A 14,319-nucleotide genomic window follows, 5' to 3' on the forward strand; every position below is an offset into this window, starting at 1 on the left:
TTCATGGCCTTTTTGGTCCAATTATTTAAGTGGTGCACTTGAATTGTAAATCAGGCGATAAAAAACAATTAATTTTACTACAAAATTATCTTGATTCGACGATGTCGTTTTTAATTTCTAATAGCGATAATTATTAATGCTTGTTATTATATTTATACGGAAGTGCAAACTGAAATATGATTCAGAATATTGCACGTTCATGTGATCTTTGGTTACTGAGTGTTTAAAGTATTTCGTTGCACCCGTAATAGACAAAATAGTATTAATTAATATTTTGCTAGGATTGTTATTAATAATAATTGAATCTTTGTTGAACTGCTGTTAATGAGGAAACCAATTCATTTGTGAATTGGTTTCCTTTTTGGAATTGTGGATTCAACCCAATCTCGTGTACAAAATGGAATAGATTCTTGATGAACCTATACTTTCTTGGATTAGTGTTGGTAACGTTTGTGGTGATTGGTAAAAAGTACTTTATTTTGGAGGTGTAGCATGGAGAATTTAGTACAGCTATTAGCAAATGAGCCGGATCAGAGTGGATTTTATGCATCGTTAACGCCGAGCAATCAAGCTAGATATCAACAATGGTTTGATAGAGCGAAAAATTCTGAAGACCGACAAGTTCGTCTTCGACATATTCAACATGAGTTAATTAATGGTCATCGACGACTAACAATCGGTAGCTATATGGGGGATGTCCGGGCGCCTAATCCGAAAATGGATGATGTTACTTTGCGTGCCAAGTTAATTGAGACCAGTGAACGATTATCGCATCGTCAAATGGCAGTCTATGCCATTGCGCTGTGTCAATATGTGGCGACAAAATTGAACTTTTTGGATGATCCGCTACTTCATGAGACAATTGCAATTAATAAACGGTGGCTAGCCGGTGAAATCACCTTCAAAGAAGCACGTGCGTATGCCGGAGTCCCCATGCAGCATAGCCGTGACGCTTCGGATAAAACTCATCGATTATTCTATCGAATGTTACATCAGGCTGCAGTTACCCCACACGTGAAACGGCACGCATTAATTGCCTCGGATTTTGCTTTAGAAACATTACTGACGAAATCGTCACAGTCACAAGTAGCGACTAAAGAGCGTACTTGGCAGTGTGCACAATTATTGAAGTATCCGTTGGCTAGGTTGAAGAATAGTTAAATGCGCAATTACTTTTAAAATTACAACGACGTGTGCAAGTCGTATTAGCTTGTTATCGTGGCTCGGATTTGTCGGTTTATAAATACAACGATTTTTAAAGCAAAATTCAATTTCCAAATAGTTTCACGTGAAACATTCTTAGCGCACAGAAACCAGTTAAAAAGGCAGCCCCTAAATTCTCGATTGCGAGAATTTAGGGGCTGCCTTTGGCTGATTAGCCGTTATTTTTTATGATTTCGTTGTGGTTGGACTACTGTTAGAAAATCCTCTAACGGTTGAAGATCCGTCAATTGCCGGTTGCATTGTGCGCTATCCCGGCAAACATAATTTCCCTTTTTCGTATAAGTTCCTAGTCCGGACGATTTAGTCGTTGATAGGAATAGGGCGACGTTGCCAATGGTTTGGCAAATCGCGCACACGCCCTTGACCGTTTGTGGTGATAATTCACCTTGAATTCCAATCACGCGGCCCTCGTAAGGTGCGACTAGGTACTTCTTTTGGTTACCACCATCATTCCACCCCAGATAAGTCATCTCGTGTAACCGCATCTCTGACCAATTGGGCTGTTTCAGTTTCTTCACCTTCCGGAAAAGCTTTTCCAGCTGCTTCGGCGTTAACTGTGGAAATGGGACCACCAATGGAATCAGTGGGTCCAGTAGTTTAGCCGCTTTGGCTCGGGTCAAACGTTCCGTCTGAAGTCCCTGAAGAAAAGTTGTGACTACCGGTTCGTCGGTTGGCAATAGTGGTGTAATGCGATCGAGGATCTTAGCTAAGACCGCTGCACGAATTTGCGCGTCGTTAACGGATAGTTCCGCGCTAACGAGGTCGTCGATTTGTTGGGTAATATAACTGTATTGATAGGTGGTAATAGTCGGTTTCATAAATAAAGTTCCTTTCAGATTCAAACCAGACACTTCTCTGAAAGGTGTTCTAGAAAAGTGTCGCTAACAAGCAGCACTTTTCCGTACTAATAACGATGCCATCATCGTCGATCATCTCCTTATTTCGGCACTAGGCCGAATGGTTAGTAGTATACAAGAAATTAAATTAAATGGCAACGGACGGAAAAAAGAGTGGTAAATTTTTCATATGGGACCTGATTTTAGGCTTCTTAGTTTCGACTAAAATAACCCTATTGAGTATTTTGGAATGGCTGTCATACTTATAAGTAAAAGTAAGTTTACCAAAATAAAGCGTAATAAGTTTTTGGGGGGATTTGGGATGGCAAATAAACCAGTATTTGGACCCACGGCGTTGAGACCGGGAGAGCTGAGTGAGTTGCCTACACAAAAACAGGAATCTGATAGTTTGTCGGAAAGAAGTGGGTTACGAACACAGACCCCAGCCGATAATCTGGCACAAGTATTACCAACTCATCCAGTGTCTAAAACAGAACCTAACAAAAAGGAATCTAATGAAACTCCGTCGCCAGGTCAAACCAAGGTAGCCGCAAAGCCGAAGCGTCATTTTCTACAAAAAATTTATCAACTACAGTCACCGTGGGCGTGGGGACTGTATTACATTATTGCAATCATTGGTTTTTTTATGAGTAAAGACGCCGGAGTCGGGGTCTCAGTGATGGCATCAGTGTTATTCCCGTTTGCCATTCTAATTGTTGAAAAGTTGATGGGACGCTTCCATCACACACCGTACCAATTACTCAAATTTTTATGGCAATCTGTACGAAAGGGGCATAGGTTAATGGCCCTACTACTGCTTCCGTACGGCCTAATCATGTTATTTTATTTTATGGCGATATACACCGTCAGCTGGGGCCTGGGGATTATTGGGATAATTTATGCGATAATTCGCGGGCTTAGAAATTAGGAGGGGGAAATTTCAATGCAACCATTTATTACTGTAGGACCTGAAGCTGGAAGCTTAGAACAAGCCCTCCGTGAAAGTAAAAGCGGAACGATGTTGATTTTAAATCCGGGGAAATATCGAGTTTCAAACAGGATAATCAGCAAGCAGTTACTATTACGTGGGACTGGCCAAAATGCAACGGACGTCGTCATTGAAGGAACCTTTCAAGCTAAAGGAAAGCTACAACTTGAAAATTTAATGATTCAGCAGATAACTACGCATAACAACTTAGTGAGTCTTTCAGAGGGGGCTAAGTTAACAGCCAAAGGTGTCGTCTTTCATAATTTGGGTGGCCCCGCAGCTAGTATTTATTTAAATCACGCCTCCCTGACACTAATTGCTTGTACGGTACGACAAACGGATGGTGAGCGGCGTGGAATTGTTGCCGATAAACATAGTGAAATTTTGCTAGATCGTAGCGAAGTTCAATTTGTTCAGGTATCTGAAACAACAATTACGGCGAAATCTTCCTTATTGCGACTGGCGTTACTTATCCGTGATAACAGTGTGCTTAATGCCGATACGCTGTACTTAGCCGACTATAATTCGAAGTACTATGCGATGAACGGAGAAAACCATGCTGAAATAAAAATCGCTGATTTAGAGCTACCTGCTGGAGAAACTCGAACTGTTTTTGGTGAGAGTACGGTCCAGATTGATAAAACTAATATTGATCCGACCCATCGTTTAATCGCTCATACGGATGAGGGTGCCACGGTAGGCATTCCGGGTGCGCAAATCAGACCAATTAACGGCTCGGTGAATGAAACGCCAACTACTAAACCAGCAACTGTTGTTAGTGCGACGGTAAACGTAGAACCACAACGTAAGTCGGCGGAGTTGCAAGCTGATGCGCCCAAACGAGCTATTGATCAACTAAATGAAATGATTGGCTTAGCTAGCGTTAAGCAACAGGTTAACCAGTTTATTGAATTGGCTAAGTTCAATAAACGTCGAGAAGCGCTAGGAATCAGTCAAGTTTCACAATCATTGCATGCGACTTTTTGTGGTAACCCTGGGACTGGGAAAACTACGGTGGCGCGATTAGTTGCGAAAGCGATGTATGAAGAGGGCGTCATGCCCAACGATACTTATGTCGAGGTCACCCGCCAAGATTTAGTTTCCCAGTATGTCGGTGGTACGGCAGTGAAGACGCAGAAGGTTTTGGAAAAGGCCTTGGGTGGCGTCTTATTCGTGGATGAAGCCTACTCGCTATACCAGGCCGACGGTTCCTCCAACTGGGGCCAAGAAGCCGTCGATACGATTCTGAAGTTTATGGAAGACCACCGTAATGATTTGATGATTATTTTTGCGGGCTACCCTAAAGAAATGGCAGACTTTATTAGTATGAACCCGGGTTTAGAATCTCGGATTGCGAATCACTTTGAGTTTGCAGACTATACACCGGAAGAGGTTGCGGAAATTGGGGTACGGGCATTAACCCAGCAAGAATTTAAATTTGATGAAGCGAATTACCGGCAAGCCGTAATTAAAGCTTATCAAGCCGATATTTCACATAGTAATGGACGATGGATACGCAACTTTAATGACAAATTGATCAGAATTATGGCTGAACATGCAATGAATACAAGTAATCGGGATACTGTGACAATTTTAAATAGTGATATTGCAGAATTAGTCGATGGTGGTCAAACAGACAAAGCGCAAGCCGTTAAAATGTTACTGGCACAGCTTGATGACATGGTGGGATTGGAGTCAGTCAAAAAGTTTGTTCATGACTTAGTCAGTCAAGTTGTTGTTAGCCAGCGGTTTGGGGACCAACTTGGTGAGGTTGAGCCGACTTATCACATGACGTTTACGGGTGATCCTGGGACTGGTAAGACGACGGTGGCGCGACTCATTGCACAATTGTTTTTTAATTTAGATATTCTTCCCAAGAATACGGTCAGTGAGGTTTCACGAATGGATCTCGTCGGCGCTTACGTGGGGCAAACTGAAGAAAAGACAAGTAAGGTGATTCGAAACGCACTCGGTGGCGTCTTATTTATCGATGAAGCCTATCAGCTGACGAGTGGTCAGGAGAGCAATGACTTTGGTCAACAGGCCGTTGAAACGATGATTACCGCGTTAGAAAATCAGCGGAATGAATTTGTGGCGATTTTTGCGGGTTATACCAAGGAAATGCAGCAATTTTTAAGCGCAAATCCAGGATTGCGGTCACGGATACCACTGAATATTGAGTTTGAGCCTTATTCAGCGACAGAAGTCGGCCAAATTGTTGATCAGATTGTTAGTAAAAACTTTCAAGTTAACCACGATTTATTGATACAAGTTGTGACACAACATTATCAATCCTTACCGAGTGATGAACGTTCAAATGGTCGGTGGGCCCGTAATTTTGCTGATCAACTCATCGCGCATCACAAGTTGTGGTTGAGTGACCGGTTGGATCAGGTGAAAAATGTTAAGCAAATTGATGACGATGTTGTGAGTGCTAGTCTCGATTGGAAAATTTAAATTAAAACGTACCGTCTGCATACGCGTGATATTGTATGCAGACGGTACGTTTTTATAATTATTGTAGGTTTAGTAGTAGGGATTGCTTAATGGGTGTAGGTTAGTTTTGACGGTGTTTTTGTGATTTAAAGGCGCCGAACGTGAATGTTCCTAGCAGTAAGCTCAAGAGGGCGATACCCCAGGCTGAGACTGCACTGGTCTGACGTTCACCAGTTTGTGGAAGTGAGTGCCCGTGTGCAAGTGATTCATGTTTGATGAGGCTAGGTGCTTGTGTATGATGGCTAGTAGCTGGTAGGGCGACTGCAGTATTACCAGTGGTCCGTGAAGAATTGAATGGCACGTAGGAAGCTTCGGTTAGTCCTGGAACGTAAAACCCGTTGCTTTCAGGATTGTACATTGGCGAAGAAGTTTCGGTTGTCCCGGGGGTTACTTTTGGAGCCACCAAGTCGTATTCTTTTTGTGCTTGGTCTAGGTCTTGTTGGTCGGCATTTACGGATGCTCTTAGATTGCCTAAAGTTGTGTCGGAAACGTGGATACTAGAATATTCGGACTGAGCGGTATCAAGTTCGGCAGTGCGTTGCTTGTAAATTTGATCAGCCGCGTTGAATGCGACTGTAGCCACAGTGAGTTTTTGTTTTGCATCGGCTAAGGCTGCTTTAGCAGTTTCTAACGTTTTATTGGCTTGATTCAACGCAGTCCCGGTAGCTGCTGACTGATCTTTAGCCGCATTGAGTTCTTTTAGTGCTTGTCCTACAACGTCGTCAGTTGACGGAGTACTTAATTGAGTGGTCGTTTCGGTTACGGCTTTAGTTGATTTTTTAACCGTATCTTTAATCACTTGGGTGTTAGTTTGAGTTTCATTTTTAACTGGTGCTGCTGGTTGAGCTTGGGTAGCAGCCGTTAGTTGATTATAATGATCTGTCTTAGCTTTAACATTTGCTTTGGCGGTAGCATCGTTAGCCTGTGCAGTTTTTACCGCTGCTTGAGCGTGATCAGTTTTGAGTTGTTGGGTCTTAACGGCATCAGCTGCGTTGTCAACGGCCTTCTTAGCTGCGGTTCTATCATCGGCAGCCTTAACATAGTTTTGGTTAGCGGTGTCAAGCTTAGCTTTAGCTTTCTGGAGTTGTTCAGGCGTTGTCTTGTCCTTAATCGCTTGTGCCTTGTTAAGGTGGGCTAGAGAATTAGCATATGCCTTTTTAGCATCTGCTAATTTTTGGGTAGCAGCTGCCACGTCTGGTTTTGCCGTTGGCGTGGTTGTTTGGACGCGTGCGCTTTCTGCCTGTGGCTGAGTAACAGCCGCGGCATCAGCGTTGGTGTTGGTACTTACTACGGCACCTAAAGTTGCAAGGCTAACTAGGGTCGCTGCGGTTAATGATTGGGACTTGTTCATAATTGAAGGACTCCTTTAAAGGTATTTTTAAAGCCGATTTGAGCCACAAACCTGGCTTAGAACGGAAAGTTTGTTCAGTGAAGTATCATGGCTCTGTATATAGTTTACGGCAACAAGGATTTAAATCGGTGAAAAACCGCCTGCTATTTTTCATGAAAACAGGTGAATCCTTTAAAAGAAAATTCGATTATAAGGTGGATTAATTGCTGTTAATAAGGACATTGATTTGAAAGTAAAAATTGAAAATCCAATTAGGACAATGGAAAAATAGTGCTCAAGATGGAAGGGTAGAGGATTAATTTTAGATTTGTGATTCTGAGCGGATACAAAAATGATTATGATGATTTTTTCTAATCAAATTACCATATTTGTGGTAAAAAGTAACACTGGGGAGAAGTTGGTAAATTTAGGATCACAAAAAAATGATCCGCCATAGGATGACGAATCATTTTTATCTAGATAAATATAGTTATCGTGGAACGTATTTAGTCCAACTAGCACCAGGGTAGTTACCCTTATATTTAATGATTTTGTGACCTTTGATTTTCTTAAAACTAATGGTCGTCTTGGCGTGTAAATACGTGTATTCATAGCCGCGTACTTTATATGAATGAGCGCCCGTTTTTTTGTATTTAATATTTTTTAGATGGAACGGTCCGGATGAATATAGGTAAACTCGTTTCTTAGTAACCTTTAAACGGTCAACCCGAGTGGAGACGTGTTTAATACGCCACTTTCCCCGCAGAACTTTCGGTGTTCCCTTATGCCAAGTTGCCGCTTGAGCAGTAGTACTATTCAGACTGCTAACGGTCACAAAACTTATCATGGCAATAATAACTATTAGTGCTGTTTTAAACTTTTTCATCAACAATATCCCCTTTTATAATACTTAGTATATTCAAATGGAAGGGGATACACAAGCCTGTCGAAAGAACCAGTAGAAATCGATTGGCACAAATTTTATAGTTTAATCTATCAATAAATAAAATTATTATTTAGATAGAATTTACGTTGAGCTCATGGTGAAATATTTATTTTAAAAAATCCTATTTATGCAGAAAATTTTCCAATCACCGTCTAACTAGTGTAAGCTTTACGAAGATAGCTACTACGGATAATAATCGGAACAGATGAGAGGCGTTTAAGCAATGCAGAAAATTTACTTTATTTGTACGGGAAACTCGTGTCGGAGCCAAATGGCGGAGGGCTTTGCGAAGCAACTTTTCGGTCCTGATTGGGAAGTCGCCAGTGCGGGCATCGAAACCCATGGGGTCAATCCCTTAGCCGTTAAGGTCATGCAGGAAGTCGATGTAGATATTTCCCGTCAGACTTCTAAACTGATTGACCGGGACTATTTAAACGCTTGTGCCTTGGTGGTTACTCTCTGTGGCGATGCGCGTGACCGTTGCCCGATGACCCCGCCAAGTGTGCAAAAGATGCATTGGCCACTACCTGATCCTGCCCAAGCGACGGGGACTGAAGCGGAACGGCTCGTCGTTTTTCGGCAAGTGCGTGACCAGATTCAAAAAAACGTTGCCAAATTAGCGCGGACCCTGAACGCAGCTAATCAGTAAAGAAAGACGTGAGCACCATGACCATTGAAGAAATTACGCAAGCAATTAAGGATGACCCTGAAAATACGGCCTATACGGCACAAGGGTGGGAGCCGCTCTTTCACGTGCCGGCGACGGCGACTATTCTGATTATTAGCCAGGCTCCAGGGCGGATTGCGCAGAACACGAAGACCTATTTTAATGACGCGAGCGGGGACCGGCTGCGTGACTAGATGGGCGTTACCCGTGAAACATTTTATGGGAGTGATAAGATTGCGGTGATGCCCCTTGATTTCTATTATCCTGGTAAAGGGAAGAGTGGGGATCTACCACCCCGAAAAGATTTTGCGGGTAAATGGCACCCGACACTACTTAAAATGATGCCGAATATCCAATTGACGTTGTTAGTGGGGCAATACGCCATGCGGGTCTACCTGGGTAAACAGCGGCAAAAGAACTTAACCATGACAGTCCAAAATTACGCCGATTACTTACCGACCTATTTCCCATTAGTGCACCCGTCACCCCTGAACTACGGCTGGCAAAATCGTAACCCGTGGTTTCAAACACAGGTGGTTCCGGAGTTACAAAAACGGGTTGCCCAAGCTTTGAAATAGAACCCGCATCAGCGCCACAAAAAGTAATGTTTCACGTGGAACATTGTAAGCTACAAAATCAAAAGTGCCTCTCAAAGTCTTTTTGAGAGACACTTTTGATTTTATTTAGTGAGCATTTCTTTTGCGAACTGCTTAACTAGTTCAATTTGTTCTGGCTTTAGCTTACCGCCATGACTGCCTAAGAGTTTCATCCCTTTGCCACCCATGACTTGGTGGAAATGACCGACGATTTCGATGCCTTTTTGATTCGCAATCTTCGTCAAAGCCTTATCGGAAACCATTTCAGGTCCACCAGACGTGGTGAAGAGGGCAATCTTCTTAACCTTGCTTGCGTCAAGTCCTTTCATGAAAGCCGATGCTGATGAATCCGGCTTCATGAAGTAAGTCCCACCGCCAAAGAAAAGCAGGTCAGTCTCGGTGACGGGTGTCTCAACGCTTTCAGCCGGAACGCCAGCTACCGTCGAGATTTGTTCAGCAAAAGCCTTAGTATTTCCATTACGAGTTTGATAACGAATAGCCACTGTCATAATAAATTCCTCCATTTTGAATCAATGGCCGGTGTAAGAACACGCCGGTGTCGATATTATCTATTAGAACTATTAGTTTAAGTATAGAACAGTTTGAAACCGATTACAAAAATGACCCTTTAACGTCGTGAACTGATTTTTAGCGTTCAGTCGAATAGTTGAAATTTAACCAAAACAACGCCCGCCATTTTACTAGCGGACGTTGTTTTTATTTGATTATCGTGTTAATTAGTTGCTGGTTGTTTAGCTTGCTTCAGGGCGTCATTAACAGCTTCTTTAATGGCCCGACTGGAAGCGGAAGCACCCGAAATCGCGTCAACTTCAGTTGAGTTAGCGGCCACAATTTCTTCTGGAATCTTGGAAACGGCGACTAAACCAACGTCTTCACTTTCATGGTGTTGGACGACTTCAACGTTTTGGATGGCTTGGTCTTTGTAGGTGACCCGAACAACCACTTTGCCACCTAAGCCACTGTTTGAACTCCCAAGGTATTGGTTAGGTGCGAGTGGCACGTTTGCGGCACTTTCACCGTCCGCAAGATCGTTGATCCCGTTGGCCTTGGTTGCGTTGACTAGTTCGTCATCGGCTGTTGTTGTTGCGGCGCTTTCGCCGGCTAACTTCCCAAAGATCAAACATTCAGCTAAGTTACCGCCACCTTGGTAGCAGTTGGCGATAATGCCGCCGAGTTCACCAGCGCCGAATAAGTGTGGAATTGGTTGGTCATTGGTGTTCAAAATTTGCGCGTTTTCGTTCCGCTGTGGCCCACCCTGCGTGTTCAAAACATCGTTCGTTGCGGCGATGGCGTAGTAAGGCCCGTCGTCAATCGCACGCATGGTCTTGGGGTCGCGTCCAAAAGCGTAATCCCGACCGGCTTCAGTGTAGTGGTTAAAGTCAGCGACGGTTTGTTGTAAATGATCAGCTGGCACGCCAATCTTATCCGCCAAGTCGGCAATCGTTTCAGCGTGAACGAGTTTGTCTAAGAATTGAGGATATGGTAAGCGACCGCGGTCCGCCAACTGTTGCTTAAAGTCAGCGTATTGGTGCTGATCAAACACGATGTATGGATGCTGGTTCATCATTGGAATCAGCCATGAGCCGTGTGTTTGGATGTGACCGTGACGGTGCTTAGCGTCTTCTGGGAAGTAACGGGTCCCGTCATCAGCTACGACGAAGATACTGCCGTGCCGTAGTAATGGCCACTGTTCAATTTGGCGACCACGTTCGTTAGGGCCTTCTTTAAAGGTAATCCCAGGTAAGATGCCGTGTGATTCGTAGTTTGTCATGTGCCACATTTTAGCACCGACTTCTTGAGCCATCCGAATCCCGTCACCGCGGTTATACAGGGTGCCTAATGGGGTTAAATGATGACTGTGTAAGTAAGTCTCAGTTAAAGCGGAATTGTTTTCAAAACCACCCATCGCCATGACCACACCGTGGGTTGCGTGAATGTTCAACACTTGATGGTTGCGTTCAATCTGAACACCACGGATGACCTTTGAAACGGGATCTTGAATAAGGTGTTGTGCCCGGGAATCGAGCCAAACATCAATGTTATCGGTCCGCTTGAGAACTTCCTGCCGTAATACTTTCCATAAGCCGGCGTCCTTGTCCCGTTTGTGAACGAGGGCGAAGTCGACTGTGTCGCTACCAGGAAGTTCAGGGTATTCTGCCATGGTCTTCTTAACGGCAACCGCATCGCCTGGTTTGATATCGTGTTTCCAGCTAACGGCTTTGATGCCTAAGTACTTCTGGAAGTATTCAGGGATACGGCTCATCCCAGTTAAGTAGGCGTTTAACGTCTTTTCAGGTGTATTGAACGGTGCGCTTAAAGCCCGGTAGTAAGCGGTCAGCTTTTCTAAGCTCTCGCCAGTGACGACGTGTTGTGCTGAGTAGCGGGTATTCCCACCTTCATGACCGAATGGCGCGGTATCCACGAGTAAGACTTTAGAGCCGTGATCAGCGGCGAATCGAGCAGCGGTTGCCCCAGCGCCCCCAAAGCCTAACACGATCACGTCGTAGTTGCCTTGCCATTTAACGGTGCTGGCAGGGGTGCCTTGTAACATTTTTACGAACTGAACAAAGTTTTTGAAGCAGCTTTCCAAAAACTTAACGGAACCATCCTGAGTCAGGGTGCCCGTTTGGTCAAAGGCTTTTTGCGCGTAACTTAGCATGTACTCGTTACCTGGGAGTACGATCCCGTCAACGCCGGGCGCGTTCAAAATACTGCGGAGTTCTTCTTGTGCCCGACAAGTGCCTTGAACGCCAAGTGACGTTCCGACTAACATGATGGGTTTATGGGCAAAGGGGTGTAACTGGTAAGATAACCATTCGATCACATTTTTAAGTGCGGCTGGAACGGCGTGGTCGTATTCAGGAACGCCAATGATAATACCATCCGCGTGGCTGATTTTATCATTAAGGGTCTGGACGGCAGCGGGCAGATCGTCCGTAGCCGGTTCATTAAATAGTGGAATCTCTGTAATTTCGTTTACGTCAATGTCTGCTTGGGCGCTAAAATGCTTTTGCATATAGGTTAGAAGATCACGATTATACGATTTAGCGGCGGTCGTCCCGACAAGTGCGATTAATTTCATAAGTAACAGTCCTTTATTTAAGAATATTGGCTTCTTCAAAACGTTAATAATTGTTTACGCTTTCAATATAGAAATACCGCGATTAATTGCAAGCGTTGTTTTTAATTATTGGGAGGAATTGCCGGCGTGACGGGCGAAAAAAAGCAAAATTTAGCGCATGAAAAATCGAAATTAGTGAAACTTAGCGTAAGTGGCAAAAATTATTTTTAGTTTTTTATCAATATTATTTATAAGAAAGTCCTATTACTAAAACTGAGTGCCCAGATTTATGGAAATGATTTAACTTATTAGATTAGCGGTAAATAAAGCGGTTACAGTAGTCTGAGATTTTATCCCTTAGCTGCTTACTAAAATTAAATTGACAGACTAATAAATTAAGTTATGTTAAAAGTGAAAAAACAAGTGAGCACCCAAGGCGAGACGGTCACTATATGTGAATAATTGAGCAGCGAGCTTGAATCTGGTTTAGTGAGGGGAAAATACGATGAGTAATAACGTAAAGTGGAAAGGTTTCATATTACCATTAATTTTTGGGATTGGAATTTGGTTGCTGACACCGTTAAAGCCAGTTGCCATTACCGTTGTCGCGTGGCACCTATTTGCCATTTTTGTTGCGACGATTATTGCCTGCATTACTAAGCCGCTGCCAATGATGGCCACGACGTTGATTGGCGTGATCGTGGCAACGGTAGCCGGTATTTTTAAGATGGACGAAGTTGCGGCTGGCTTTGGTAACTCGACGGCTTGGATGGTTGCCATGTGTATGTTTATGGCGGCTGGCTTTATTAAATCTGGGCTTGGCAAACGCATTGCCTACCTGTTTGTTAAGTTGTTCGGTAAGAAGACGTTGAGCCTCGCGTATGCATTGTCCGTTGTTGACGGGGTCCTCGCCATCGGGATTCCTAGTAACAACGCCCGGGTCAACGGGATTATGTATCCCATCATTGATAACCTTTCCCGTGAAATGGGGTCCGATCCTGATAAGGGGACACAACGTAAAATTGGTTCCTTCCTGGTTTTTAATGAATATGAAGTTAACAACATTACTTCGGGTCTGTTTTTAACCGGCTTGGCCGGTAACATGATTGCCATCGGATTGGCGAAGATTCAAGGAATCACGATTAGTTGGATGCAATGGTTTGCGGCTGCTAGCGTTCCCGGAATTTTAGCGCTGATCGTCGTTCCCTTTATTTTATACAAAGTTTATCCACCCGAAATTAAAGAAACTCCTAATGCCCATGCGTGGGCAGACAAGAAACTCCAGGCACTCGGTAAGATGGGGCGTAGCGAAAAGATTATGGCGGGCACGTTCATTTTAGCAATTATTTTATGGCTCGTCGGCGCTAAGATTGGGATCGATGCTACGGAAGTTAGTTTTATCGCGGTTGTCATTTTACTATTGACCGGGGTACTAACGACCAAGGATATGTTAAATGAACACTTTGCTTGGAACATCTTAGTTTGGTTATCGATCATCATGTTAATGTCACAAAAATTGATGAAGTTAGGGTTCTTCCCATGGTTCTCAAAGACGTTGGGCCTGTTACTTCACGGGATGAATCCAATCATCGTATTGGTCATCTTGTTCCTCTCTTACTTCTACCTACACTACATGTTTCCTAGTGTTGCGACGCAGATCTCTGCACTATACGCGGGCTTCTTATCCGTTGCGGTCGGTGCCGGTGCGCCACCCGTATTGTCAGCGTTAATGCTAGCCTTTTGCGGGTCGATTTACTTATCAACGACGCCGTATTCAGCCGGGCCAGCAGCCTTACTTTCCAGTACCGGCTACGTTTCTAACGCGGACTGGTGGAAACTAAGTGCCCTGATTGGGGTCGTATTAAACGTCATTTGGCTTGGCGGCGGGTTGCTTTGGACAAAAGTAATCGGGCTTTGGTAAAAAAGAGTGGGCCAGAAGGCGGGTAGTTTGCGAGCATTAACGTGGCATCAGCGATTATTCCTGGGTTTGGAATAGTCGCTGATGCCGGGTTAAGCGGAACAAATTGCCTTTTGGTGCACGTTTCAACCATGCTAATAGGAAAATTGCGGTTCAGGAATAGCTAATATTTCTGAACCGTTTTTTGATTTTGGCCCACGCTTTTCAGTCAAAATACCTTGGCGTTACCCACCTAA

At 43.9% G+C, this 14,319-nt stretch carries 10 protein-coding genes and 1 pseudogene; 6 read left to right on the plus strand and 5 right to left on the minus strand.

From position 1 onward, the window contains the following. Positions 1-492 precede the first annotated feature (492 nt). Positions 493-1,161, plus strand: a complete 669-nt coding sequence (locus IV64_RS05600) for a putative immunity protein (protein ID WP_057706154.1) — start codon at positions 493-495, stop codon at positions 1,159-1,161. 221 nt (positions 1,162-1,382) lie between these two features. On the opposite strand, the gene IV64_RS05605 is transcribed toward IV64_RS05600, so the two are convergent. Then, positions 1,383-2,042: a FusB/FusC family EF-G-binding protein gene (locus tag IV64_RS05605; RefSeq protein ID WP_057706155.1), complete on the minus strand. Its 660-nt coding sequence runs from the start codon at positions 2,040-2,042 to the stop codon at positions 1,383-1,385. Between the two features lie 340 nt (positions 2,043-2,382). Here IV64_RS05605 and IV64_RS05610 point away from each other — a divergent pair, with 340 nt between their 5' ends. Together IV64_RS05610 and IV64_RS05615 are read left to right on the plus strand one after the other, a co-directional pair. After that, entirely contained in the window at positions 2,383-2,988 is a 606-nt protein-coding gene (locus IV64_RS05610; RefSeq protein WP_157061065.1) for a hypothetical protein, read from the plus strand. A 15-nt stretch (positions 2,989-3,003) separates the two neighbouring features. Then, positions 3,004-5,505 (plus strand): AAA family ATPase, encoded by a 2,502-nt coding sequence (locus IV64_RS05615; protein ID WP_057706157.1) that lies wholly within the window; start codon positions 3,004-3,006, stop codon positions 5,503-5,505. A gap of 100 nt (positions 5,506-5,605) precedes the next feature. Here the strand turns inward: IV64_RS05615 and IV64_RS05620 are convergent, their stop codons facing one another. Continuing rightward, positions 5,606-6,895, minus strand: a complete 1,290-nt coding sequence (locus IV64_RS05620) for an LPXTG cell wall anchor domain-containing protein (RefSeq protein ID WP_057706158.1) — start codon at positions 6,893-6,895, stop codon at positions 5,606-5,608. A gap of 469 nt (positions 6,896-7,364) precedes the next feature. Continuing rightward, the gene (locus tag IV64_RS05625; protein ID WP_057706159.1) at positions 7,365-7,760 is read right to left on the minus strand and encodes a hypothetical protein; all 396 of its coding nucleotides are present in this window, start codon (positions 7,758-7,760) and stop codon (positions 7,365-7,367) included. 283 nt (positions 7,761-8,043) lie between these two features. On the opposite strand from IV64_RS05625, the gene arsC reads away from it, so the two are divergent. Then, positions 8,044-8,469 carry an arsenate reductase (thioredoxin) gene (arsC, locus tag IV64_RS05630; RefSeq protein ID WP_057706160.1) on the plus strand — a complete coding sequence of 142 codons (426 nt, stop codon included), beginning with the start codon at positions 8,044-8,046 and terminating at the stop codon, positions 8,467-8,469. A gap of 17 nt (positions 8,470-8,486) precedes the next feature. Further along, positions 8,487-9,065: pseudogene (locus IV64_RS05635) on the plus strand (uracil-DNA glycosylase family protein). A gap of 101 nt (positions 9,066-9,166) precedes the next feature. On the opposite strand, the gene IV64_RS05640 reads toward IV64_RS05635, so the two are convergent. After that, positions 9,167-9,592, minus strand: a complete 426-nt coding sequence (locus IV64_RS05640; protein WP_057706161.1) for a flavodoxin family protein — start codon at positions 9,590-9,592, stop codon at positions 9,167-9,169. Between the two features lie 224 nt (positions 9,593-9,816). Continuing rightward, positions 9,817-12,186 (minus strand): FAD-binding protein, encoded by a 2,370-nt coding sequence (locus IV64_RS05645; protein ID WP_057706162.1) that lies wholly within the window; start codon positions 12,184-12,186, stop codon positions 9,817-9,819. A 484-nt stretch (positions 12,187-12,670) separates the two neighbouring features. Between IV64_RS05645 and IV64_RS05650 the strand changes: the two genes are divergently transcribed. Next, a complete protein-coding gene (locus tag IV64_RS05650) occupies positions 12,671-14,086 on the plus strand; it encodes a DASS family sodium-coupled anion symporter (protein ID WP_057706163.1) in 1,416 nt (471 codons plus the stop codon). The last annotated feature ends 233 nt before the right edge of the window (positions 14,087-14,319 follow it).

Source organism: Lactiplantibacillus xiangfangensis (genome assembly GCF_001438845.1).
Classification (GTDB): Bacteria; Bacillota; Bacilli; order Lactobacillales; family Lactobacillaceae; genus Lactiplantibacillus; species Lactiplantibacillus xiangfangensis.